Below are 23,392 nucleotides of genomic sequence, written 5' to 3' on the forward strand. Positions count from 1 at the left end.
CGGACGCCCACAGCGTCCGCGGCCGCGGCCCGCGGACCGGCAAGACCCCCGGACGGCTGCGCAGGTCGCTGTCCACCCACTGGTACGCCTGGGCCATGGTCGCCCCCGTGGTGGCCGTGATCGGCGTGATCATCGGATACCCGCTGGTGCGGGGCCTCTACTTGTCGACGACCGACGCCAACGAGGCGAACGTCGAGCGCACCATCGGTATGAACCACATCCCGGCGACCTACAAGTCCGTCGGCCTGGACAACTACACCGCGGTCTTCTCCGACGCCGTCTTCTGGGACCGGCTGACCTGGACGATCATCTGGACCGTCTCGTGCGTCGCGATCTCCTTCGCGCTCGGCCTCGCCCTGGCGAACATGCTCAACCGCAAGCTGGCGGGACGCTCCCTCTACCGGATGGCGCTGATCCTGCCCTGGGCGGTGCCCGCGTTCGTCTCCGTCTTCACCTGGCGCCTGCTCTTCAACGAGAAGAACGGCCTCCTCAACAAGATTCTCGCCGGTGGCGGCATCGACGCGATCCCGTGGCTCAACGACCCCACCTGGGCCAAGCTCTCGGTGATCACGGTCAATGTCTGGCTCGGCGTCCCGTTCATGCTGGTCGCCATGCTCGGCGGACTCCAGTCCATCCCCGGCGAGCTCTACGAGGCCGCGGAGATGGACGGCGCGAACGCCTGGCAGCGCTTCCGGCACATCACCCTGCCGGGTCTGCGGACCGTCAGCAGCACCGTGATCCTGATCAGCGGCATCTGGACCTTCAACATGTTCCCGGTGATCTTCCTGCTCACCCGGGGCGGTCCTGGAGACGCCACCGAGATCCTGGTGACGTATGCCTACCGGCTCTCGTTCGTCGTGAGCCCGCGCGACTTCGCGGGATCCGCCGCCTGGGGCGTCATCATTCTGCTGCTCCTTTCGCTCTTCGCGGTCGTCTACCGCCGCGCGCTCCGCAAGCAGGGAGAAGTGTGGTGACCACCGTGACCGACGGGAAGACCCCGTCCCAGAGCCGGCCGACGTCCCAGGACCGGCCCAAGGCGAAGGTGAAGGTCAGGGAGCGCGGCGAACGCGGGCCACTGGCCTCGGTCGCGCTCCATGTGGGCCTGCTGCTCGCCTCCGCCACCGCGGTGCTTCCGCCGCTGTGGCTGCTCATCACCTCGTTCAAGCCGACGAGCGAGGCGTTCTCCACCGACCTGGTCAAGGACTTCACGTTCCGCAATTACGACCACGTCGTCAACGACACCGAGTTCCTGAGCTGGCTCGGCAACTCCCTGTTCGTCGTGGGACTGACCACGGTGATCGGCGTCTTCATCTCCGCGACCACCGGCTATGCCGTCAGCCGCTTCAAGTTCCCCGGCATGCGGTCGCTGATGTGGCTCCTGCTGATCACCCAGATGTTCCCCGTCGCGGTGCTCATCGTGCCGCTCTACAACCTCCTGGCGAGCCTCGGCCTGCTCAACCAGCCCGTCGGCCTGGTCGTCACCTATCTGACGATCGCCGTGCCGTTCAGCGCCTGGATGATGAAGGGGTACTTCGACACCATCCCGGTGGAGATCGACGAAGCGGGCCGTGTGGACGGACTCAATCCGTTCGGCACCTTCTGGCGGCTCATCGTGCCGCTGGCCAAGCCCGGTCTGGCCGTCACCGGCTTCTACAGCTTCATCACCGGCTGGGCCGAAGTCGCCTACGCATCCGCCTTCATGACCGGCGAGGAGAACCTCACCCTGGCGGGCGGCCTGCAGACCTTCGTCAATCAGTACACCAGCGACTGGGGCTCGCTCACGGCCTCGGCCGTGATCGTCGCGGTGCCTGCCGCGGTGATCTTCGGCTTCGTCCAGCGTCACCTCGTCTCCGGACTCACGGCCGGCGCGACGAAGTCCTGACACGAAGTCCTGCCACGAAGTCCTGAAACGGCACGCACCCCCCTCGCACTCGATTCGATCTCAGGGAAGACATGACCCAGCATCTCGCTGCCCCTGCAGCCCCCGCCTCCGGCAGTCACACGGACTGGTGGCGCGGCGCGGTGATCTACCAGGTCTATCCGCGCAGCTTCGCCGACGGCAACGGTGACGGAATGGGCGACCTCGACGGCATCCGCGCCCGCCTTCCCTATCTTAGGGACCTGGGCGTCGACGCCGTCTGGCTCAGCCCCTTCTACTCCTCGCCGCAGGCCGACGCGGGCTACGACGTGGCCGACTACCGCGCGATCGACCCGATGTTCGGCAGCCTCCTCGACGCCGACGCCCTGCTGCGGGACGCCCGTGACCTGGGCCTGCGCGTCATCGTCGACCTGGTGCCCAACCACTCGTCCGACCGGCACGACTGGTTCCAGCGCGCACTGCGCGAGGGCCCGGGCTCACCCCTGCGCGAGCGCTACCACTTCAGGACCGGCAAGGGCGAGAACGGCGAACTGCCGCCCAACGACTGGGAGTCCGTCTTCGGCGGCCCGGCCTGGACGCGGACGCCGGACGGCGAGTGGTACCTGCACCTCTTCGCTCCCGAGCAGCCCGACTTCAACTGGGAACACCCCGCTGTCCACGACGAGTTCCGCTCCATCCTGCGCTTCTGGCTCGACATGGGCGTCGACGGCTTCCGAGTCGACGTCGCCCACGGCCTGGTCAAGGCCGAAGGACTGCCCGACATCGGCCGCAGCGACCAGCTCAAGCTTCTCGGCAACGACGTCATGCCGTTCTTCGACCAGGACGGCGTGCACGAGATCTACCGCAGCTGGCGCAAGGTCCTGACCGAGTACGCGGGCGAGAAGATCCTCGTCGCCGAGGCGTGGACCCCCACCGTCGAGCGCGCCGCCGCCTACGTACGCCCGGACGAGATGCACCAGGCCTTCAACTTCCAGTACCTGGGCACCCACTGGGACGCTGCGGAGCTGCGCGAGGTTATCGACGTGTCCCTGGCCGCGATGCGCCCCGTCGGCGCCCCTGCCACCTGGGTGCTCTCCAACCACGACGTCACCCGCCACGCCACGCGGTTCGCCAATCCGCCCGGGCTCGGCACCCAGCTGCGCACCGCGGGCGACCGGGAGCTCGGCCTGCGCCGCGCCCGCGCCGCGTCGCTCCTCATGCTGGCGCTGCCCGGCTCCGCGTACGTCTACCAGGGTGAGGAGCTGGGTCTGCCGGACGTCACCGAGCTGCCCGACGAGGTGCGCCAGGACCCGTCGTTCGTCCGCGCGAGCGGCCAGGACGGGTTCCGCGACGGCTGCCGGGTGCCAATCCCGTGGACCACCGAAGGATCCAGTTACGGATTCGGCGCGGGCGGCAGCTGGCTGCCGCAGCCCGCAGGCTGGGGCGAGCTCAGCGTCGAGGCCCAGACCGGTGACCCGGCATCGACCCTGGAGCTGTACCGCAGCGCGCTCGCCGTGCGCCGGACGCGGTCCGGGCTCGGCGCGGGCGACTCGCTGGAGTGGCTCGAGGCCCCCGATGGGGTTCTGGCCTTCCGCCGCGAGGACTTCGTGTGCACGGCCAACACCACCGGCGCGACGGTGCGGATCCCGGCCCCAGGACGGATCCTCCTTGCCAACGCCGAGGTGGAGACGGTGGACGGCAAGGTCGAGCTGCCCGCCGACACCACCGTCTGGTGGGCGGTGTGACCCTTTCCCCGCCGCGGTCCGCCGACCGGGGAGACCGGGGAGACGGGGGAGACCGGGCGGACCGGGGCGCCCCGCGGCTCGCGGACATCGCGGCCCAGTCCGGCGTCAGCGAGGCCACCGCGAGCCGGGTGCTCAACGGCAAGCCGGGGGTGGCCGCAGGCACCCGGCGTAGGGTGCTCGCCGCCCTGGACGTGCTTGGCTACGAGCGGCCGATGCGGCTCAAGCCGCGCAGCGCCGGTCTGGTCGGCCTGGTCATCCCCGAGCTCAGCAACCCGATCTTCCCCGCCTTCGCGCAGGTCGTCGAGCAGGTCCTTTCCGGGCACGGCTACACGCCGATGCTGTGCACCCAGATGCCGGACGGGGCCAGCGAGGACGAGTTGGTGGAGCAGCTGGAGGAGCGCCGGGTCAGCGGCATCGTCTTTCTCTCCGGACTGCACGCCGACACCACGGCCGATCCCGCCCGGTATCTCGAACTGCACGCCCGCGGTGTGCCGTTCGTCCTGATCAACGGCTACAACGAGCAGATCCCGGTGTCCTTCGTCTCGCCCGACGACCGGGCGGCCGCGCGGATGGCCGTACGCCACCTCGTCGACCTGGGCCACCAGCAGATCGGTCTGGCCATCGGCCCGACCCGCTACGTCCCCTCGCTGCGCAAGGCGGAGGGGTTCACGGCGGCGCTGCACGCGCTGCTCGGCCTGGAACAGGGGGAGGCCGAACAGCACGTGCAGCGCACGCTGTTCACCGTCGAGGGCGGTCACGCGGCGGCGAGCGCTCTGCTCGACCAGGGCTGCACGGCGATGGTCTGCGGCAGCGACATGATGGCGCTCGGCGCCGTCAGGGCGGCGCGCGAGCGCGGACTCTCGGTGCCGGGCGACGTCTCGGTGGTCGGTTTCGACGACTCGCCCCTGATCGCGTTCACGGACCCGCCGCTCACCACGGTGCGCCAGCCGGTGCAGGCGATGGCGAGCGCCGCCGTGGGCGCGCTCGTCGAGGAGCTGCACGGTAATCCCGTACAGCACACGGAGTTCGTGTTCCAGCCCGAGCTGGTGGTGCGCGGCTCCACGGCGCAGCCGCGGCGCTGAGAGGGAGTTCCCGGAGCCGGCCCGGTTCGGGCGGCGGGGTCTGGTGTGGCTCCGGGGCTCCCCGTCTCGTGACTCCGGTCCGAACGGCCGGGCGCGTGGGGCCCGTTGTCAGGGTCCCCCGGCCGCCCGGACCGGAGTTGTGGTTGAACGTAACACCGTCGCAATGTCTTGCGAAAGGTTTTGCGACGCATGAACTCCCGGGATTCCGCATCTGACGCGAGTCTGACGGCAGAGTGTGCGCGGAGGGTTGACCGGGGTTCCCGGGGGTCGTACGGTCTCGACCGAAAACGGCGTTGAAATGTTTCTGCAACATCCTTCAACGGCCTTACGGGCACGGCGCGTTGCCGGACAAGGTCACACCTGACTCATGCAAAGGTCACACCTCACTCATGCAGGAGGCCCTCATGGCTGGCCGAAAGACCAGAGTCCGCAGACCCGTCGCCGCCGCCCTCGCCCTGGTGGCGGGCGCCGCGGGCGGCATCGTCGCCGGAGCCCCGCAGGCGCAGGCCGCCCCGCCCGGCGCCAAGGACGTCACCGCCGTGCTCTTCGAGTGGAAGTTCGACTCGGTGGCCAAGGCGTGCACGCAGCAGCTCGGCCCCGACGGCTACGGCTACGTACAGGTCTCCCCGCCCCAGGAACGTATCCAGGGCGAGGCATGGTGGGCCGCCTACCAGCCCGTGAGCTACAAGATCGGCACCCGGCTCGGTGACCGGGCCGCGTTCAAGAACATGGTCGACACCTGCCACTCGGCCGGAGTGAAGGTCGTTGCCGACGCGGTGATCAACCACATGACGAACGCCTCCGGCACCGGCTCGGCGGGCTCCTCCTTCACCAAGTACGACTACCCGGGCACGTACTCGGGCGCCGACATGGACAACTGCCGTTCGGACATCAGCAACTACCAGGACCGCTGGAACGTCCAGAACTGCGAACTGGGCGGCCTCGCCGACCTCGACACGGGGGAGGAGTACGTGCGGGGGCGGGTCGCGGCCTACCTGAACGACCTGCTGTCCCTGGGCGTCGACGGCTTCCGGGTCGATGCGGCCAAGCACATCGCCGTGGACGACCTGAAGAACATCAAGTCGCGTCTCAGCAACCCCGGCGTCTACTTCAAGCAGGAGACGATCTACGGCTCGGGCGAGGCGGTCTCTCCGAGCGAGTACACCGCCACCGGCGACGCCCAGGAGTTCCGCTACGGCTGGGACCTGAAGCGCGTCTTCAACAACGAGAAGCTCGCCTACCTGAAGAACTTCGGTGAGGGCTGGGGCTATATGCCCAGTGGATCGGCCGCCGTCTTCGTCGCCAATCACGACACCGAGCGGCACGGCCAGACCCTCAACTACAAGGACGGCGCGAACTACACCCTCGCGCATGTCTTCATGCTGGCCCTGCCCTACGGCGCACCGGACGTGCACTCCGGCTACGAGTTCAGCAGCACCGACGCCGGATCGCCCAACGGGGGCCAGGTGAACGCCTGTTACAGCGACGGCTGGAAGTGCCAGCACGCCTGGCCCGAGATCAAGAGCATGGTCAAGTTCCGCAACACCGCGCGCGGTACCGGAATGACCAACTGGTGGGACAACGGCAACAACGCCATCGCGTTCGGCCGCGGCGACAAGGCGTATGTGGCGATCAACCACGAGGGCTCGGCGGTCAACCGGACCTTCCAGACGTCCCTCGCCGCAGGCAGCTACTGCGACGTCCAGAGCGGCAGGAGCGTCACCGTCAACGCCTCGGGCCAGTTCACGGCGACCGTGGCGCCGAACACGGCACTGGCCCTGCACACCGGGGCCAGGAGCTGCTGAGCGCCATCCGCCCTCTATGACCGGCCGCCCGGCCTTCGCTTCCCCGCCGCCGGGCGGCCTTACGCCCGTACCCACCCCACGCTTTCACCCCCGTATCTACCGTCATTCATCCGCAAGGAGAACCACCCTTGACCGGCTCCCCGCGTCGCACCGTCGCGATCACGGCCCTGGCCCTGCTCGCCGCGGTCGCACCCCTGACGCCCTCGGCCACCGCCGCGCCCCGAGCACCGGCCGCCGCCGACGCGCCCGCCGCGCTCGACCTGTCCATGTCCAAGGCGCAGTGGGTGGACAGGAACACCGTCGCCTGGGACGTCCAAGGTGCCGCCAAGTCACAGGAGTTGGTGTACGCACGTGACGGGCGGCTGACCGTCAAGGACGGCGAACTCGTCGGCGAGGGGCAGCGGATCCGCCTCGCCCCGGCGGCGGGCGGTCTCACCGATGCTCAGCGCAAGAAGTACCCGCACCTGAAGGGCTACGCGGCCTTCACCGTCGACCCGCGAGACCGCGACCTGGTCCGCCGTGCCCTCACCGGCCAGGTCATCGCGGTCCGCAAAGACGCCGACGGCACGCTGCTCAACGCCACCGGCGTCCAGACACAGGGCGTCCTCGACGACCTCTACAGCGCCGCCGCCACCAAAGCCGCCCTAGGCCCGCAATTCCGCCACGGCCGCCCCACGCTCGCCCTGTGGGCTCCCACCGCCCAGTCCGTCAGCCTCGAACTCGGCGGCAAGCGCGTGGCGATGCGGCGCGACGACGCCAGCGGCGTGTGGTCCGTCACCGGCGACAGGAGCTGGTCGGGCAAGCAGTACCGGTACGTCGTGAAGGTGTGGGCGCCCAGCGTCCGGAAGGTCGTCACCAACAAGGTCACCGACCCCTACTCCACCGCACTCACCGCCGACTCGGAGCGCAGCCTCGCCGTCGACCTCGACGACCCGAAGCTCGCGCCCAAGGGCTGGGAGCAGCTGAAGAAGCCGAAGGCGACGCCGCTGCGCGACGCGCAGATCCAGGAACTGCACATCCGCGACTTCTCCGTCGAGGACCGTACAGCGCGCCACCCCGGCAAGTACCTGGCCTTCACCGACACGGCGTCCGACGGCATGAAGCACCTGCGCAAGCTGGCCGAGGCCGGTACGTCCTATGTACATCTGCTGCCCGCGTTCGACATCGGCACCATCCCCGAGCGCGCCGCCGACCAGGCCACGCCCGACTGCGACCTGACGGCGCCCGCCCCGGACTCCGACGAGCAGCAGGCCTGCGTCACCAAGACCGCCGCGAAGGACGCCTACAACTGGGGCTACGACCCGCTGCACTACACCGTGCCGGAGGGCAGCTACGCGAGCGACCCCGCCGGGACCCGCCGCACGGTCGAGTTCCGGGAGATGGTCCAGGGCCTCAACGGCTCCGGGCTGCGCACCGTGATGGACGTCGTCTACAACCACACCGTCGCAAGCGGCCAGGCCGACAAGTCCGTACTCGACAAGATCGTGCCCGGCTACTACCAGCGGCTGATGGACGACGGCACCGTGGCCACCTCCACCTGCTGCGCCAACACCGCCCCCGAGAACGCCATGATGGGCAAACTCGTGGTCGACTCGCTGGTCACCTGGGCCAAGGAGTACAAGGTCGACGGCTTCCGCTTCGACCTGATGGGGCACCACCCCAAGGCCAACATCCTGGCCGTCCGCAAGGCGCTGGACGCGCTGACCCTCAAGAAGGACGGCGTCGACGGGAAGAAGATCGTCCTCTACGGCGAGGGCTGGAACTTCGGAGAGATCGCCGACGACGCCCGCTTCGTCCAGGCCACCCAGAAGAACATGGCGGGCACGGGCATCGCCACCTTCTCCGACCGCGGCCGCGACGCGGTGCGCGGCGGCGGCCCCTTCGACGAGGACCCCGGCGTCCAGGGCTTCGCCAGCGGCCTGTTCACCGACCCCAACGCGTCGAAGGCGAACGGCACCCAGGCCGAGCAGAAGGCGCGGCTCCTGCACTATCAGGACCTGCTCAAGGTGGCCCTCACCGGCAATCTCGCCGAGTACACGTTCACCGACTCCGCCGGTAAGCGCGTCAAGGGCTCCGAGGTCGACTACAACGGCGCCCCGGCCGGATACGCGGCCGCCCCCGGCGACGCCCTCTCCTACGCCGACGCCCACGACAACGAATCGCTGTACGACGCGCTCGCCTTCAAGCTGCCCGCGGACACCACGGCCGCCGAGCGCTCCCGTATGCAGGTCCTTGCGATGGCGACCTCGACCCTGGCCCAGGGCCCGTCCCTCTCCCAGGCCGGCAGCGACCTGCTGCGCTCCAAGTCCCTCGACCGCAACTCGTACGACAGCGGAGACTGGTTCAACGCTCTGCACTGGGACTGCCGGGACGGCAACGGCTTCGGGCGCGGCCTGCCCCCGGCCGCCGACAACAAGGACAAGTGGCCTTACGGAAAGCCCCTGTTGACGTCCGCGCCCCTGACCCCGGGCTGCGCGCAGATCAACGGCACATCGGGCGCCTACCAGGACCTGGTCAAGCTGCGCGCGACCGAGCCCGCGTTCTCCCTGGCCACGGCCGACCAGGTCAAGGCCCGGCTCTCCTACCCGCTCTCCGGCACATCCGCCGAGACCCCCGGCGTGATCACCATGGAGGTCGGGGACCTCGTGGTCGTCTTCAACGCGACCCCGGATGCACAGAAGCAGCCCGTGGCGTCCCTGAAGAACACCGCGTACACGCTGCACCCCGTCCAGGCGAAGGGCGCCGACCCGGTGGTCAAGTCGTCCTCGTACGAAAGGAAGTCCGGCACCTTCAACGTCCCCGCCCGCACGGTCGCCGTCTTCGAGCGGGGCTGAACCAGGGGCCTGACACGGCCCCGCGACTTGTCCGAACCGGGCTGATGGCGCGTCGGCCCTCCCACGTACCCCACTACGTACAGGAGGATCCATGACGCACCCCAATGCCACCGGAAAACCCAGAGCGCTCCTGGCCGCCGCCCTGGCCGCGCTGTTCCTGACGCTGCTCCCCGGCGTCGGCGGCACGGACAGGGCGGCGGGGGACACCCGGAGCGTGGCCGCCGACGCGGAGCCCGCGAGCATGCTGGGCGGGGACCCGCGCGCGGACTCCATCTACTTCGCGATGACCGCCCGCTTCAGCGACGGCGACGCGACCAACAACCGGGGCGGCAACCAGCACACGTCATCCGGGAACGCGGCCAACGACGACCCCATGGTCCGCGGCGACTTCAAGGGTCTCGCCGAGAAGCTGGACTACATCAAGGGCCTCGGCTTCTCGGCGATCTGGATCACCCCGGTGGTCATGAACCGGTCGGACTACGACTATCACGGCTACCACGGATACGACTTCTACAAGATCGACCCGCGCCTGGAGTCGGACGGCGTCTCCTACCAGCAGCTGATCGACCGGGCGCACGCCAAGGGCATGAAGATCTACCAGGACGTCGTCTACAACCACAGTTCGCGCTGGGGCGCCAAGGGCCTGTTCACCCCGACCGCGTTCGGTGTCCAGGACGAGGACTGGGGTGACTACTACGACGACAAGGTCGAGGGCAAGGAGTACGACCCGCTCGACGAGGACGCGCAGGGCAACCCCTACAACGGCGACCGCTGGTCCACCGCGGAACCGGCGGGCAACACCTGCAAGGACTGGGGCAAGCAGTCGGGCACGGGTTCGGACGGCCGGAAGATCTACAACTGCCAGTGGCCGAACCCCACATCGGGCATGTTCCCCAAGGACAAGTACCACCAGTGCTGGATCGGCAACTGGGAGGGCGAGGACTCACGCAGCTGCTGGCTGCACGACGACCTGGCGGACTTCAACACCGAGAACGCCGATGTGCAGCAGTACCTGATCGACGCCTACAACAAGTACATCGACATGGGCGTGGACGGCTTCCGCGTCGACACCGCGGTGCACATCCCGCGCACCACCTGGAACCGGCGCTTCCTGCCCGCGCTCCACGACAAGCTGGTGGCGAAGTACGGCGCTGACAAGGCCGACGACTTCTATGTGTTCGGCGAGGTCGCGGCCTTCGTCAACGACAAGTGGAACCGCGGGTCGGTCAACCACTCCGCGCAGTTCTACACGTGGAAGGAGCGCAAGGAGTACAGCGCCGATGACGCGGCGGCCGCCCTGGAGATGTACGCGTACGAACAGGCGCAGGGCACCGGCAACCAGCCCACCAGCAACAACGCCTTCCTGGACGGGAACTCTTACCACGCCCCCGACCGCACGAAGTTCTCCGGCATGAACATCATCGACATGCGGATGCACATGAACTTCGGCGACGCCCCGAACGCGTACAACAACGGCAAGGACTCCGACGACTCCGTCAACGACGCGACGTACAACGCCGTGTACGTCGACAGTCATGACTACGGCCCGAACAAGTCCTCCAACCGCTACGCGGGCGGCACCGACGCCTGGGCCGAGAACATGGCCCTGATGTGGACCTTCCGCGGCATCCCGACCCTCTATTACGGCTCGGAGATCGAGTTCCAGAAGGGCAAACAGATCGACTGCGGCCCCAGGTGTCCGCTGGCCACGACGGGCCGTGCCTACTACGGCGACCACCTCGAAGGCAGCGTCACCGCATCGGAGTTCGGCACGGTCGAAAGCGCGAGCGGCGAAGTCGCCAAGACCCTGGACCAGCCCCTGGTCAAGCACGTGCAGCGGCTCAACCAGATCCGCAGGGCCGTGCCCGCGCTCCAGTCGGGCCAGTACTCGACCGAGGGCATCAACGGACAGATGGCCTATAAGCGCCGCTACACCTCAGGCTCCGTCGACAGCTTCGCTCTCGTCACCGTCTCCGGTGAGGCGAGCTACAGCGGCATCCCCAACGGCACCTACACCGACGCCGTCACCGGCGACAAGAAGACCGTGACCGACGGCAAGCTCTCCGTCGCCGCTCCGGGCAAGGGCAATCTGCGCGCCTACGTACTCGACCTGCCGGGCAATCCGGCCCCGGGCAAGGTCGGCGCGGACGGCCCGTACCTCAAGTAGTCCCGCACGTACATGAGGCAGTGGCCCGGCGGGCCTAAGTGTGTGGTGGGCTCGATCGGCCTGTTCTGGCCGCCCGGCGACGGTGTCCTCGAGATCGGATACGGAATCGTGTGAAGGGAACGTGGCCCCGTTCAGGACCAGCGGTCCGATCATGGATCCGGACCGCTGGCCGCGCCTGCCCCTTCGCGGCCCGTCGACGACACACTCTTACGTCGCTCCACCTCACCTCACCTCACTGAAGGCAGGTGGATCAGTCCCGCTTCCGTCGGGCGGAAGCCACAGGCGTCGAAGTAGAAACCTCGCAGCCCGGGCTCGAAGTCGACGTGCAGCCACTCGCAGCCCGACGTGCGCGCGTGTGCTGCCGCCAGCCGGACGACCGCCGTCGCGATACCGCGATGCTGGTGCGAACCCCGGGTCTTCGTGTCGATCAGGAAGGCGTGGTCTCCGCCGTCCCACGCCACGTTCACGAATCCGACAAGGACACCCTCGCCGTCACGGGCCCCCACCCAGCCCAGACTGTGTGTCTTGACCCTGTCCCACCAACCGGCGACGGCATCGCCGCCGTGCGACCGGACGAGGTCGCCCAACTCCTCGTCGGTGATGGGGTCGCGCCATGCGTAAGAGATCGCTCCGCTCATGCTGCCAGCGTCGCCGACCGACGCCTGGCAGGACAACGTGTTAACGAGCGCGGCAGCTCAGGGCCGTCGAGTTCTACGCACAGATTCAGCACGGGACGGATCGTTTTCTCGCATTCTCGATCGCCAAAAGGCGCCGCCATATCAGCTAACTGTCACTATCTGCGGGGCTGCGCCGCCATCGGATACCGGCCGCTAGCGTGTGCCCCGCACATGTTCCCGTCGGGCCTTTTCGGCCCTGGAGGTGAGAGATGGCGGATGCCGGCTCGGCATCGGTCGGTACGATCCCCGTTCAGCACCTCCGGACGGGCGACCATGCATTCGTCAGCTACGCCGACGACGATGCGGGCCGTGACGTAGTCTCCGCGTTCGCGTGGGCGGGGCTCGTGAAGCGCGAGAAGGTGATGGTCTTCGCCGCTCCGCACATGGAGGCGGAGCAGGTGTGGAACCGCCTGGACGCGCCGGGAGCCCTGCTGGGAGCCGCTCGCAAACACGGGCAGCTGGTGCTCAGCAGTATGCGCGCCCTCATCCAGCCCCAGGACGCGTTCACCCCCGGCCGCCAGTGGGAGCGCATCACAGAGGAGACCGACAAAGCCCTGGCCGAGGGCTACAGCGGCCTGCGCACCTACATCGACATGCACTGGGTGGGGGACTTGGGCGCCGATGTCGACGTGATGATGCACCGTGAATCCAACGCCCAGCATCTGTTCACCGACCGCCCGTACACCGAGATCTGTGCCTACGACAGCCGCTGGTTCGACCCTGATGTCATGACGGCCATGCACAAGGCCCATCCCTGCCGGCTGCTGCCCCACCTGGGTGCCCTGCACGTGGAACATTCGTACGGCATGGTGCAGTTGGTCGGAGAGGCGGACATCGCCACCAGGGAGCAATTCATCGGCGCCGTGCGCGAGGGGCTCCGCCGCGGCGAGCATTCCCAGCTTCTTACAGTGGATCTGTCCGGCCTGGTCTTCCTCGGTGTCGCCTGTGCGGTGGACCTGCTGCGGCTGGTTCTGGAACATGCGCGCGGCCCGGTCCGAGTCGACTGTCCACCGACATCGGCCCGCATACTGCGCGGAGCGGGCGCGGCCCAAGTGCCCCACCTGGTGATCAACGAGGTGTGCCACTGATGTCGACAGCGCCCGGGTCCCCAGAGGTCCCTCCCGTCACCCTGCTGGAATCACGCTTCAACCAGGACGACCTGCCCCGGCTTCGGATGCTCGTCGAACAGTTCGCCAACCACCAAGGGCTTCCCGAACCACGGCGCAGCGAATTCATCGTGGCCCTGGACGCCGTGGCGGTCAACGCGGTCGAGCACGCGGGAGGTGGAGGCACGCTGGTCCTGCAGCGCGGCAACGGCCATCTGGCCTGCCACATCCACGACGTGGGCCCCGGCTTCAGCGCCGACGTGGTCCCTGATCTGGCGCCCGACCTCGACGGTGACACGGGCGGGCGGGGCCTGTGGCTCGCAGGCCTGCTCACCGACGAACTCACCATTGCGGCGGGCCCGAGCGGGGCCATGGTGACCCTGGCCGTGCGACTGCCCCAATAGCGCGGTGCACGCCCCAGTCCTTTCAGGTGCGGCGCCGCAGTTTGACGGTGTAGTTGGTCCGGGTGGAGGGCCCTCCACCGGGGGCCGTCAGGGAGTGTTCGTGGGTGTCGCAGACGAGTACGTCCCACTGCCCGGCCGGCAGGTCGAGAGAGGCCAGGACCTTCTGGGGGGTGGGGAAGTCCACTCCGGGGTGCGGTTCGGTCTCCCAGGCGGGAAAGCCCATGTGGCCCACGATCAGGAGGGTGCCACCCCGCGCGACGCCCGCTGCGGCGTTGCGCAGGATCTCCTCGCGCGGCATCTCGTGGAGGGAGTGCAGGAACTGGGCGGAGACCAGGTCGTAACTGCCGCTCGGGAAGGACGCACCGAGATCGTGGTGCTGCCAGTCGACGCGGTCGGCCACCTGCGCCTGGTCCGCGTGCTCCGCCGCACGGCCGAGAGCGACGCGGGAGATGTCGGTGGCGGTGACGCGCCAGCCCTGCCGCGCGAGCCAGATCGCGTCGCCCCCCTCTCCGCATCCCAGGTCCAGGGCACTGCCCGGCGTCAGCCCCTCGGTCTCCCGGACGAGTGCGGCATTGGGCTCGCCGCTCCACAGACGGCCGCTCTGGTTGTAGCGCTCGTCCCAGAACGTTTCGGCCGATTCGGCGGCGGCGGAGGCGGAAGCGGTATGGGTGCGAGTGGTGCCGGTGCCGGTGCCAGTGTCGGTGTCGGTGTTCTGGTCGCTCATGCGGTCTCCTTCGGCTCTCTGGCAACCCTGCGCCCAGCCATGGCAGCTTGACAAAGTTATTTGCCGCGACGGCAAATAGGGGGATGAGCGACGACGCCGAACTCACGGATGTGCTGACTGCTGTGGGTCCGCGGCTGCGGGCGCTGCGGAAGGCACGGGGAGCCACCCTGGCCCGGCTCAGCGAGGAGACGGGGATCTCCCTGAGCACGCTCTCGCGACTGGAGGCCGGACAGCGCGAGCCGACCCTGAAGCTCCTGCTGCCACTGGCCAGGGCGTACGGCGTACCGCTCGACGAACTGGTCGGCGCGCCCCAGACGGGCGACCCGCGCATCCACCCGCGGCCCTTCATGCGCCACGGCAACACCTGGGTCCCCCTGACCCGGTACCTCGGCGGAATGCACGCCTACAAGCAAGTCATGCCGGTCGCCGACAACGGCACCCGGCAGACCTCGCGCCCCGAGCAGGGCATGCACGAGGGCTACGAGTGGCTCTACGTCCTCTCCGGCCGCCTGCTCCTTGCCCTGGGCGATCACGATCTCGTCCTCACCGCGGGAGAAGCGGCCGAGTTCGACACCCGCACCCCGCACGGCTTCGCCAACGCCGGTGACATCCCCGTCGAATTCCTCGCCCTGTACGGGGCCCAGGGCGAGCGCATGCACGTACGCGTCAGGCCGGGCAGCGGAGCCGAAAGCAGCGGAGCCGAAAGCAGCGGGGACTAGCCGCCCGCGGGCCCGGCCCGCCCGTTTCCACGTGTCCGGCCAACCTGCTTCGGCCGGTCGGTGAGACCCTTTGGGCATGGCAGAAGCAGTCGACGCCCCCGTCATCCTGAGCAACGCACCCGGTTCGTTCCCCCGGAGCGTGCTCACCGAGCGGCATCCGGCGCTGATCAAGAAGGTGCGGGACGCCTTCCCTTACGATCCGCGCCGTCATCGCGCCCTGGACGCCCTGCTGACGCAGGCCACGGAGGGTGTGATCGAACCACTGGGCCCCGACGCGCACGACCGCCACCTGTGGGAGGCCTGGGGGCGTGAGTACTTCGGCCTGTCCTGGTTCGACGTGCCCTTCCTGTGGGCCGAGAGCTACTTCTACCGTCAACTCCTCACCGCTGTCGGGTACTTCGAGTCCGGTCCGTGGCAGGGGATCGATCCGTTCCGCCCGTTCAAGCAGGCGGAACTCCACACCCGGGAGGCCGACGAGGAGCTGGCCGCGCTCGATGAGCTGGCTCGGCGGCCCGTGGAGGAGCAGCGTCAGGCGCTGCTCCTCGGTTCGCTGTGGGGCAACCGCGCCGACCTGGGATTCGCCGTGGGCGGTGGCGCGGCCGGGGCCGCCGACTCGCGCCTCGTCGCCGACGACTCCGCGCTGCTGTGGTCCCTGCTGCCCGAGGGCGGCGCGGCCACGCTGTGCCTGGTCGCGGACAACGCCGGACGAGAGCTCCTGCCCGACCTCATCCTCATCGACCACCTTCTGCGGCATCAGCGCGCCGAGCGGGTCCTGCTGCACGTCAAGCCGTACCCGTACTACGTCTCGGACGCCATGACCGCCGACGTGATCGACTGCCTGCGCCACCTGAACGGCGCGCGGGGCGCCGCGGCAGAGGTGGGTGAGCGCCTGTGGTCGGCCATGGGCACCGGCGCTCTCGCCGTCCGCAGCCACACCTTCTCCTGCGCCCCGCTGCCGTACGCACAGATGCCCGACGACCTGCGCCAGGAGTTCGCCGATGCCGACGTGACCGTCATGAAGGGCGACCTGAACTACCGGCGCCTGGTCGGCGACCAGCTGTGGCCCGCCACCACGCCGTTCGAGGAGCGCACCGCGTACTTCCCCGGGCCGGTGGCCGCACTGCGGACGCTGAAGTCCGACGTGATCGTCGGACTCGACGCGCGGACCGAGGCGACGCTCGTCGCCGAGCACGGTCAGGGCTGGCGCACCAGCGGCACCCACGCCCTGATCCAGGCGCGGCGCTGACCTGAAAGGCTTTGCCTTTCACCCTCGCGGTCGTTATCGTTCCGAACGGTCCTGTTGTCTCCGATAGAGGTGGACGTTGCGCATCTGAGGTTCGCGATCATCGCGCCGTACGGTTTTTGCCGTACGCCCGTCACGCCGCAGCCGGCCTTGCCGTGCCGCCCGTGACCCCGCGTGGATGCGACCTCGGTGCATGAGCCGTCCTTCGACCTCCCGGACCGCCGCACCTCCCTCTTTCCCGGTCGGTCGCCGCGTGGTGCTCGCATACGACGCCCCCTGCCCGCCGCGCCCGCGACTGCGAGATTCCACATGTCTGTACCCACCACACCCAGCGCCTCCCTCACCGCCTCCGCCCTGTCGTTCCAGTGGCCGGACGGCACGAGCGTCTTCGATGGCCTCTCCGTCGGCATCGGCCGGGGCCGCACCGGTCTCGTCGGCACCAACGGCTCGGGCAAGTCCACCCTGCTGCGCCTGCTTGCCGGTCAACTGCGCCCGTCCCAGGGCTCGGTGACCGTCGGCGGCAGCCTCGCCTACCTGCCGCAGAACCTCACGCTCGACACGGCCCTCCGTGTCGACCAGGCCCTTGGCATCGCCGAGCGGCGTGACGCGCTGCGCGCCATCGAATCCGGCGACGTACGCGAACAGCACTTCGAGACGATCGGCGACGACTGGGACGTCGACGAGAGGGCCCTGGCCATGCTGGGTTCACTCGGACTCGGCGGCGTCGAACTCGACCGCACCGTAGGTCAGTTGTCCGGCGGGGAGACGGTCCTGCTGCGCCTGGCCGCGCTGCTCCTGGAGCGCCCGGACGTCCTCCTGCTCGACGAGCCGACCAACAACCTCGACCTGTTCGCCCGGCGCCGACTCTACGAGGCCGTCGACTCCTGGCGCTCAGGAGTCCTGGTCGTGGTCAGCCACGACCTCGAACTGCTCGAGCGCGTCGACCGCATCGCCGAACTGCGCGCCGGGTCGGTGAGTTGGTACGGCGGCGGTTGGTCCGCCTACGAGGAAGCCCTTGCCACCGAGCAGGAAGCGGCAGGGCGGATGCTGCGCGCCGCCGAGGCCGACGTACGCCGCCAGAAGCGCGAACTGGAGGAGACCCAGATCAAAGTGGCCCGCCGCCAGCGGCACAGCAAGAAGATGGACGCCCAGCGGCGCGCCCCGCGCATCGTCGCGGGCGAGAAGAAGCGATCCGCGCAGGAGTCGGGGGACAAGCTCCGCGGCCTGCACGAGGAGCGGCTCAGTGAAGCGCGCGAGCGGCGTGAGGAAGCCGCGGACGCGATCCGCAACGACGCAGAGATCCGCGTCGGCCTCCCGCACACCGCCGTGCCCGCGGGCCGCACGGTGCTGACCCTGCACGAACTGCGCCCCCAATTCGGCAAGTTGCAGCAGGGCAGTCTGCACGTACAGGGGCCCGAGCGGATCGCCCTCGTCGGGCGCAACGGCGCAGGCAAGACGACGCTGCTGCGCACCCTCACCGGGGAGTTGGCTCCCCTGTCCGGCGAGGTCAGGACGTCCGTGCCGCTGCGGTTCCTGCCGCAGCGCCTGGATGTCCTCGACGACGCGCTGAGCGTCGCGGCGAACGTCTCCCGCCTGGCTCCCGGGCTCACCGACAACCACATCCGCTCCCAGCTCGCACGCTTCCTGTTCAAGGGGGCACGCGCCGAACAGCCGGCGGGCACCCTCTCGGGAGGCGAGCGCTTCCGCGCCGCGCTCGCGGCGATGATGCTCGCCGCACCGGCCCCTCAGCTCCTGATGCTGGACGAGCCGACCAACAACCTCGACCTGGCGAGCGTGCGCCAACTGACCGGCGCACTCGAGTCGTACGAGGGCGCGCTCCTGATCGCCAGCCACGACCTGACCTTCTTGGAGTCGGTCGGCATCACCCGCTGGGTGCTCGTCGCGGAGGAACTCCAGGAGACCACCGTGGAAGAAGTACGTGACCTCCTGGCGGCGCCGCAGGCGGATTGAGCGGGCCCGGGGACCGGAGGCCTTGCGACAACTCCCGTGTCATGCCGCAGAATCCTGGGTCTGGGCCGGTCCTTAACCTGAGGAAATAGGAGAGTCACCAAGTGCGTGTGCTGTTGTCTACGTATGGATCGCGCGGGGACGTCGAACCGCTGGTGGGACTCGCGGAGCGGCTGCGGGAACTCGGCGCGGAGGTGCGGGTGTGCGCACCTCCGGACGAGGTCTTCGCACAGCGGTTGGCCGCCGTCGGCGTGCCGCTGGTGCCGGTGTACCGGTCGGCGCGCGCGCTGACGACCGCGAAGGCGCCACCGACATCCCTGCCCCAGCGCGCGGCCGAGTTGATCGCCGGCCAGTTCGATACGGTCATGAAGGCGGCCGAGGGATGCGACGTGCTGGTGGCGACCGGCGTGATGCCCGCCGCGGCCGGTGGGCGGTCAGTGGCCGAGAAGCTGGGTATCCCCTCCGTCTCCGTTACCTTCCAGCAGATCACCCTGCCGTCACCGCACCACCCGCCGCTCGCGTATCCGGGCAGGCCGTTCCCGCCGGGGGTGACCGACAACGGGGTGCTGTGGGACCTGGACGTCCAGAGCATCAACGCGCTGTTCGGCGATGCGCTCAACACGAACCGGGCGTCGGTCGGCCTGCCCCCGGTGGAGAACGTCCGTGACTACGTCATCGGCGACCGGCCCTGGCTGGCGACGGACCCGATCCTGGACCCGTGGCATCCGACGCCGGACTTCGACGTCGTACAGACCGGCGCGTGGATCATGCCTGACGAACGACCGCTCCCGGCCGATCTGTTGGCGTTCCTGGACGCCGGTGAACCGCCGGTGTACGTGGGCTTCGGCAGCATGCCCATGGATGCGTCGAAGGACGCCGCCCAGGTGGCCGTCGAGGCGGTCCGCGCACAGGGCCACCGCGCACTCGTCTCCCACGGCTGGGCGGACCTGGCCCTGACCGACGACCGGGACGACTGCTTCGCCGTGGGTGAGGCCAACCACCAGGCACTGTTCGGCCGCGTGGCCGCCGTCGTGCACCACGGCGGCGCGGGCACCACGACGACGGCCACCCGCGCCGGTGCGCCTCAAGTGGTGGTACCCCAGGCGACGGACCAGCCGTACTGGGCCGGGCGCGTCGTGGAACTGGGCATCGGCGCGGTGCACGACGGCCCGACCCCTACCTTCGACTCGCTTTCGACCGCACTCAAGAAGGCCCTGGCGCCCGAGACTCGCACGCGGGCGGGGGCCGTGGCCGGCACGATCCGCACCGACGGGACGACGGTGGCCGCGAAGCTGCTGCTCGGCATGGTCGACAGGGTCGGCCAGGGGAAGCCGCCCGTCTCCGCCTGAACCCGGGATCGCCCTGATCGGTTCTTTCCCGATCGAGAAAGAACCGATCAGGAACGGATTGCCCGGCGCACCAGGCGCAGCCCCACGGCGTCCTGTTGCTCCACGTCGCTGTCCGTCGCCAGATGGAGAGGAACGAAGAGGATCATCCAGTAGAAGCCGAACAGCCAGCGGCCGACGAGCCGGAGAGGACCGGGACGTCGGCCGTCGGAGGCGCGGACCACGCGCAGCCCTGTGATCACCTTTCCGAGGCTGGCCCTGGCCGCGAGGGTGAGCAGGACGTGGTTGACGAAGGAGACTCCGACGGCCACGCCGAGGGCAAGGCCCCACACGGTGGGGGACTGCGGCCGGAGTTCGACCACTCCGTCGCTCACCTTCACACCGGCCGCGGCGCCGGCCACGAGACCGCACGCCAGAGCAATGAGCGCGTCGATGACCGCAGCGGTGGCCCTGCGAGCCGGAGCGGGGGCCACATCGCGGGCGGGGGTGCACTGTTGATTGACCACGGCTCTGCTTCCCGGCCTCTTCCCTGTCCGATGGGCCGGTCACAGCGACGCCCATGGCTGCACGCTACTGTCCCGGCTCGGCCGACTGCCCAGGGGGTACACACGGCCCCGCCCCGGAGAGGGGCGGGGCTCGATGCGGTCAGTTGTGCAGGGCCACCAGGACGACGGCGGCGGAGACGGCGCCGAGTGCCAGGGCGACGACGCCGTGGGAGAGCCGGTGCGCGCGCGGGATCGGCAGGAGGTGGTCGACGGCGAACCTGCCGGGGCCTGCCAGCGCCAGGCTCACGGCGGCCACGAGCAGAACCAGGTCGTACTCGATGCCGGAGGGGTTGAAGAAGCCGTTGCCCCACTTCATGGCGATGGCGTTGAGCATGATCCCGAGGATGCCCGCCCCGGCGAGCGGGGTGAGCAGGCCGATGGCGAGGCCCAGGCCGCAGAACGTCTCGGTCAGACCGGCGATCGTGGCCATGGCCTTGGGGGCGGAGTAGCCGTCGCTCGCGAAGAACCCGGCGGTGCCGTCGAGACCGGCGCCGTTGAACCAGCCGAAGAGCTTCTGGCTGCCGTGGACGGCCATGGTCAGGCCGACCGCGCAGCGCAGCAGAAGGAGGCCGATGTCAGTGCCGGACTGCGGTGAGGCGAGCGGTGAGCCGGTGCCGCCCGGAGCGGCGGTGGACGTGCTGGTGGAGGTGGAAATGGACATGCGGATCTCTCCTGTTGGTCGATGAAGGTGATGCGGTGATGCCGACCGGTCCTGTCGGCGGGGTGCGGGTGGAGAGATCCCGTCTACGTTCTGATGACCTGGGTTCTGTAGAGGTCGACGGACGTCGCGTCCGCCGGGGGAGGGGCTGTGGGCGGCGCGGGAGCGTCGTCCCGCGGCCCGTACGACGTGGGCGCGGAGTCGAAGGTGGGTGAGCCGGTCCGCTCGGGTGCGGGCAACGCCCCGCGCGGGGCCGTGTTCTCGCCCTCGTGACAGCCACGGCCGCCGTCGCGGGCCCGGTCACGGCCGCTGTCACGGCTGTCGGCGTGCGGGGCGACCGACGCGACAGCGGTGTCCGACGCCACAGCGGCGCTCGAAAGCCCGTCGAGGCCGAGCAGGGGGACGAGAAAGAGAAAGGCCATGGCAAACAGGGCGATGCGCACCGCACCGCGCTGGGGTCGCGTCTCCCGTGTGGCCATGTCCGACTGATGGTAGAGCAGGGGGCGTCGGGTGCAGGAGGGGACTGAGGCATCTGATGCGATACCGCCGCGGACTGCTCAGCTCCCGGGGCATCCTGGGCGCATGCTGCTGCCGTCCTGCGAGAAGACCGAGCTGATCGAGGTCGTCCGCCTCACCGACCCCGTGGTGAACATGTCGTCCGCCGACCTGAAGGGCGAAGATGTCGCGCTGTGGACGGCCGATGAGGCCGTCGAGGCGCTGGCTCTGATGTCCTCAATCCCCGACGACGATCTGCACCGCTGCTTCATACCGGGCTGGGGGATCAGGGCCCACAGCTCCACGGGGCTGTTGTTCCGCATAGCCTTCTGCTTCCGGTGCCACGGCGCCCGCCTGTGGGGCCCGAGTGTTCCCGCCGAGCAGGAGGGGCTCCAGGGGTTCGCCTCACAGAGCCCCGCCGCTCTCGATCTACTCCGACGCTTCCGGGCGATTTGAAAGCTCGTTTGCGATGCAGGGCCAGGGCTCCGTAGCGTCCCGTGGCCGTGCCCACGACCCCGACGGTCCGAGCGGCGCGGCCACCCGGTGACGGCCCGACGGAGGCGCCTGGGCACGGGATCTTGTGTACGGCGTCGGCCCCCGGAGTGTTCGGAGGGTGATGAGCGCCACCTGCGAGGACATGGGGAGGTCATCGCTTTGTATCCTCGGCGGGCAGTGCCGATGCCCCCGTCGCCGGCCGAGGCAGTTCACAGGCCCCGGCAGCGCCGACAACGTAAGGACACATCATGACCACCGAGCTGAGCCCCGACTCCTTGACCGGGCTCCTTGAGCAGGCCCGCCAGGACTACCAGGACCTCGCAGGGCGCGGGCTCTCGCTCGACCTCACGCGTGGCAAGCCGGCGCCGGAGCAGCTCGACCTCTCCGAGGAGCTGCTGAGTCTGCCGGGCGGTCGGCACACCTCCGCCGACGGCACGGACGTACGTAATTACGGCGGTCTGCAGGGTCTGGTGGAGCTCCGGGAGATCTTCGCGGACGTGCTCCAGGTGCCGGCCGGGCAGCTCCTCGCGCTCGGCAACTCCAGCCTCGAGCTGATGCACGACTGTCTGGTGCACGCGCTGCTGAGTGTGGTGCCGGGTGGCGAGTCGCGCTGGGTGGACCAGGAGCGGATCGCTTTCCTGTGCCCGGTTCCGGGATACGACCGGCATTTCGGGCTCTGTGAGCGGTTCGGGATCGACATGATCCCGGTGCCGATGACCCCCGAGGGTCCGGACATGGACGCCGTCGAGCGGCTCGTCGCCGAGAACCCGAAGGTCAAGGGCATCTGGTGCGTCCCGAAGTACAGCAACCCCGACGGCGTCTCCTACAGCGATGAGACCGTCGCCCGCCTCGCCTCGATGCAGACCGCCGCGCCCGACTTCCGGATCTTCTGGGACAACGCGTACGCCGCTCACCACCTCACCGACGAGCCCACCGAGATCGCCGACCTGCTCACCGCCTGCGCGGACGCGGGGAACACGGACCGTGCCTTCGTCTTCGGCTCCACCTCGAAGATCACCGCGGCGGGCGCGGGCGTCGCCTTCTTCGGCTCATCGCCCGCGAACCTGAAGTGGCTGCTCGCCAACAACGCCAAGCGGTCGATCGGCCCGGACAAGATCAACCAGCTGCGGCACGTGATGTTCCTGCGGGACGCCGACGGGGTGCGCGCCCACATGGAGCGCCAGCGTGCCCTGCTCCAGCCGAAGTTCGAGGCGGTGGCCCGGATCCTTCAGGCGAAGCTCGGCGGTACCGGCCTCGCCCGGTGGACCGACCCCAAGGGCGGCTACTTCGTCACCCTCGAAGTGACCGACGGCTGCGCCAAGGAGGTCGTACGCCGTGCCGCCGACGCGGGCATCGTGCTGACCCCGGCCGGCGCCACCCACCCGTACGGCGACGACCCGCGCGACGCCACCATCCGCATCGCGCCCAGCTACCCGAGCCTCGCCGAGCTCGAGCAGGCCATCGAGGGGCTCGCGGTGTGCGTGCGGCTCGTGGGGTACGAGCAGCGGGTCCGCTAGGGCC

General features: G+C 69.3%; 18 protein-coding genes and 2 pseudogenes. 15 read left to right on the top strand and 5 right to left on the bottom strand.

Annotation, left to right across the window (positions count from 1 at the left end; translation table 11 throughout):
• Window positions 1-56: 56 nt before the first annotated feature.
• The 7 genes and pseudogenes from ACFQ7F_RS36030 to ACFQ7F_RS36060 form a co-directional block, all read left to right on the top strand.
• Window positions 57-974, top strand: a complete 918-nt coding sequence (locus ACFQ7F_RS36030; RefSeq protein WP_383280270.1) for a carbohydrate ABC transporter permease — start codon at window positions 57-59, stop codon at window positions 972-974.
• A gap of 68 nt (window positions 975-1,042) precedes the next feature.
• On the top strand, window positions 1,043-1,882 hold the full coding sequence (locus ACFQ7F_RS36035; RefSeq protein WP_383280272.1) for a sugar ABC transporter permease: 840 nt from the start codon (window positions 1,043-1,045) through the stop codon (window positions 1,880-1,882).
• Between the two features lie 71 nt (window positions 1,883-1,953).
• Complete coding sequence (locus tag ACFQ7F_RS36040) at window positions 1,954-3,603, top strand: glycoside hydrolase family 13 protein (RefSeq protein ID WP_383280224.1); 1,650 nt, start codon at window positions 1,954-1,956, stop codon at window positions 3,601-3,603.
• On the top strand, window positions 3,591-4,685 hold the full coding sequence (locus ACFQ7F_RS36045) for a LacI family DNA-binding transcriptional regulator (protein WP_383280227.1): 1,095 nt from the start codon (window positions 3,591-3,593) through the stop codon (window positions 4,683-4,685). The genes ACFQ7F_RS36040 and ACFQ7F_RS36045 overlap by 13 nt, the downstream gene beginning before the upstream one ends.
• Before the next feature lie 404 nt (window positions 4,686-5,089).
• Window positions 5,090-6,487, top strand: a pseudogene (locus ACFQ7F_RS36050) (alpha-amylase family protein); the annotation flags it as partial.
• A 131-nt stretch (window positions 6,488-6,618) separates the two neighbouring features.
• Complete coding sequence (gene pulA / locus ACFQ7F_RS36055) at window positions 6,619-9,324, top strand: pullulanase-type alpha-1,6-glucosidase (RefSeq protein WP_383280230.1); 2,706 nt, start codon at window positions 6,619-6,621, stop codon at window positions 9,322-9,324.
• Window positions 9,325-9,568: 244 nt separating this feature from the next.
• A pseudogene (locus tag ACFQ7F_RS36060) lies at window positions 9,569-11,491 on the top strand (alpha-amylase family glycosyl hydrolase); the annotation flags it as partial.
• Between the two features lie 227 nt (window positions 11,492-11,718).
• Here ACFQ7F_RS36060 and ACFQ7F_RS36065 read toward each other — a convergent pair.
• The gene (locus ACFQ7F_RS36065) at window positions 11,719-12,129 is read right to left on the bottom strand and encodes a GNAT family N-acetyltransferase (protein WP_383280233.1); all 411 of its coding nucleotides are present in this window, start codon (window positions 12,127-12,129) and stop codon (window positions 11,719-11,721) included.
• A 248-nt stretch (window positions 12,130-12,377) separates the two neighbouring features.
• On the opposite strand from ACFQ7F_RS36065, the gene ACFQ7F_RS36070 reads away from it, so the two are divergent.
• Together ACFQ7F_RS36070 and ACFQ7F_RS36075 are read left to right on the top strand one after the other, a co-directional pair.
• The gene (locus ACFQ7F_RS36070; RefSeq protein WP_383280235.1) at window positions 12,378-13,256 is read left to right on the top strand and encodes an MEDS domain-containing protein; all 879 of its coding nucleotides are present in this window, start codon (window positions 12,378-12,380) and stop codon (window positions 13,254-13,256) included.
• Window positions 13,256-13,678, top strand: coding sequence for an ATP-binding protein (locus ACFQ7F_RS36075; protein WP_383280238.1), 423 nt, complete (start codon window positions 13,256-13,258; stop codon window positions 13,676-13,678). Before ACFQ7F_RS36070 ends, ACFQ7F_RS36075 begins: the two co-directional genes overlap by 1 nt.
• A gap of 22 nt (window positions 13,679-13,700) precedes the next feature.
• On the opposite strand, the gene ACFQ7F_RS36080 is transcribed toward ACFQ7F_RS36075, so the two are convergent.
• Complete coding sequence (locus ACFQ7F_RS36080) at window positions 13,701-14,402, bottom strand: class I SAM-dependent methyltransferase (RefSeq protein WP_383280241.1); 702 nt, start codon at window positions 14,400-14,402, stop codon at window positions 13,701-13,703.
• Window positions 14,403-14,485: 83 nt separating this feature from the next.
• On the opposite strand from ACFQ7F_RS36080, the gene ACFQ7F_RS36085 reads away from it, so the two are divergent.
• The 4 genes from ACFQ7F_RS36085 to ACFQ7F_RS36100 all read left to right on the top strand — a co-directional run bounded on the left by ACFQ7F_RS36085 (window position 14,486) and on the right by ACFQ7F_RS36100 (window position 19,681).
• Complete coding sequence (locus ACFQ7F_RS36085; protein ID WP_383280244.1) at window positions 14,486-15,121, top strand: helix-turn-helix domain-containing protein; 636 nt, start codon at window positions 14,486-14,488, stop codon at window positions 15,119-15,121.
• Between the two features lie 76 nt (window positions 15,122-15,197).
• On the top strand, window positions 15,198-16,367 hold the full coding sequence (locus ACFQ7F_RS36090) for a damage-control phosphatase ARMT1 family protein (protein ID WP_383280247.1): 1,170 nt from the start codon (window positions 15,198-15,200) through the stop codon (window positions 16,365-16,367).
• A gap of 306 nt (window positions 16,368-16,673) precedes the next feature.
• Window positions 16,674-18,335, top strand: a complete 1,662-nt coding sequence (locus ACFQ7F_RS36095; protein WP_383280250.1) for an ABC-F family ATP-binding cassette domain-containing protein — start codon at window positions 16,674-16,676, stop codon at window positions 18,333-18,335.
• 101 nt (window positions 18,336-18,436) lie between these two features.
• Window positions 18,437-19,681: a glycosyltransferase gene (locus ACFQ7F_RS36100; RefSeq protein ID WP_383280253.1), complete on the top strand. Its 1,245-nt coding sequence runs from the start codon at window positions 18,437-18,439 to the stop codon at window positions 19,679-19,681.
• 47 nt (window positions 19,682-19,728) lie between these two features.
• On the opposite strand, the gene ACFQ7F_RS36105 is transcribed toward ACFQ7F_RS36100, so the two are convergent.
• The 3 genes from ACFQ7F_RS36105 to ACFQ7F_RS36115 form a co-directional block, all read right to left on the bottom strand.
• Window positions 19,729-20,184 carry an RDD family protein gene (locus tag ACFQ7F_RS36105; protein ID WP_383280256.1) on the bottom strand — a complete coding sequence of 152 codons (456 nt, stop codon included), beginning with the start codon at window positions 20,182-20,184 and terminating at the stop codon, window positions 19,729-19,731.
• A 139-nt stretch (window positions 20,185-20,323) separates the two neighbouring features.
• Window positions 20,324-20,884, bottom strand: a complete 561-nt coding sequence (locus tag ACFQ7F_RS36110; protein ID WP_383280259.1) for a DoxX family protein — start codon at window positions 20,882-20,884, stop codon at window positions 20,324-20,326.
• Between the two features lie 83 nt (window positions 20,885-20,967).
• Window positions 20,968-21,360, bottom strand: coding sequence for a hypothetical protein (locus tag ACFQ7F_RS36115; RefSeq protein WP_383280262.1), 393 nt, complete (start codon window positions 21,358-21,360; stop codon window positions 20,968-20,970).
• Window positions 21,361-21,463: 103 nt separating this feature from the next.
• Here ACFQ7F_RS36115 and ACFQ7F_RS36120 point away from each other — a divergent pair, with 103 nt between their 5' ends.
• Together ACFQ7F_RS36120 and ACFQ7F_RS36125 are read left to right on the top strand one after the other, a co-directional pair.
• Complete coding sequence (locus tag ACFQ7F_RS36120; RefSeq protein WP_383280264.1) at window positions 21,464-21,832, top strand: hypothetical protein; 369 nt, start codon at window positions 21,464-21,466, stop codon at window positions 21,830-21,832.
• A 287-nt stretch (window positions 21,833-22,119) separates the two neighbouring features.
• A complete protein-coding gene (locus ACFQ7F_RS36125) occupies window positions 22,120-23,388 on the top strand; it encodes an aminotransferase (protein WP_383280267.1) in 1,269 nt (422 codons plus the stop codon).
• Window positions 23,389-23,392: the final 4 nt, after the last annotated feature.

The sequence above is a fragment of the Streptomyces sp. NPDC056486 genome, from assembly GCF_042795295.1.
Lineage (GTDB): Bacteria > Actinomycetota > Actinomycetes > Streptomycetales > Streptomycetaceae > Streptomyces.

What these genes read in the sequence shown, in the direction of transcription:
- ACFQ7F_RS36090 (WP_383280247.1), top strand. Translation starts at nt 15,198, where the DNA reads ATGGCAGAAGCAGTCGACGCCCCCGTCATCCTGAGCAACGCACCCGGT.
- ACFQ7F_RS36040 (WP_383280224.1), top strand. Translation starts at nt 1,954, where the DNA reads ATGACCCAGCATCTCGCTGCCCCTGCAGCCCCCGCCTCCGGCAGTCAC.
- ACFQ7F_RS36085 (WP_383280244.1), top strand. Translation starts at nt 14,486, where the DNA reads ATGAGCGACGACGCCGAACTCACGGATGTGCTGACTGCTGTGGGTCCG.
- ACFQ7F_RS36095 (WP_383280250.1), top strand. Translation starts at nt 16,674, where the DNA reads ATGTCTGTACCCACCACACCCAGCGCCTCCCTCACCGCCTCCGCCCTG.
- ACFQ7F_RS36070 (WP_383280235.1), top strand. Translation starts at nt 12,378, where the DNA reads ATGGCGGATGCCGGCTCGGCATCGGTCGGTACGATCCCCGTTCAGCAC.
- ACFQ7F_RS36080 (WP_383280241.1), bottom strand. Translation starts at nt 14,402, where the DNA reads ATGAGCGACCAGAACACCGACACCGACACTGGCACCGGCACCGGCACC.
- ACFQ7F_RS36115 (WP_383280262.1), bottom strand. Translation starts at nt 21,360, where the DNA reads ATGGCCACACGGGAGACGCGACCCCAGCGCGGTGCGGTGCGCATCGCC.
- ACFQ7F_RS36065 (WP_383280233.1), bottom strand. Translation starts at nt 12,129, where the DNA reads ATGAGCGGAGCGATCTCTTACGCATGGCGCGACCCCATCACCGACGAG.
- ACFQ7F_RS36075 (WP_383280238.1), top strand. Translation starts at nt 13,256, where the DNA reads ATGTCGACAGCGCCCGGGTCCCCAGAGGTCCCTCCCGTCACCCTGCTG.
- ACFQ7F_RS36125 (WP_383280267.1), top strand. Translation starts at nt 22,120, where the DNA reads ATGACCACCGAGCTGAGCCCCGACTCCTTGACCGGGCTCCTTGAGCAG.
- ACFQ7F_RS36110 (WP_383280259.1), bottom strand. Translation starts at nt 20,884, where the DNA reads ATGTCCATTTCCACCTCCACCAGCACGTCCACCGCCGCTCCGGGCGGC.
- ACFQ7F_RS36120 (WP_383280264.1), top strand. Translation starts at nt 21,464, where the DNA reads ATGCTGCTGCCGTCCTGCGAGAAGACCGAGCTGATCGAGGTCGTCCGC.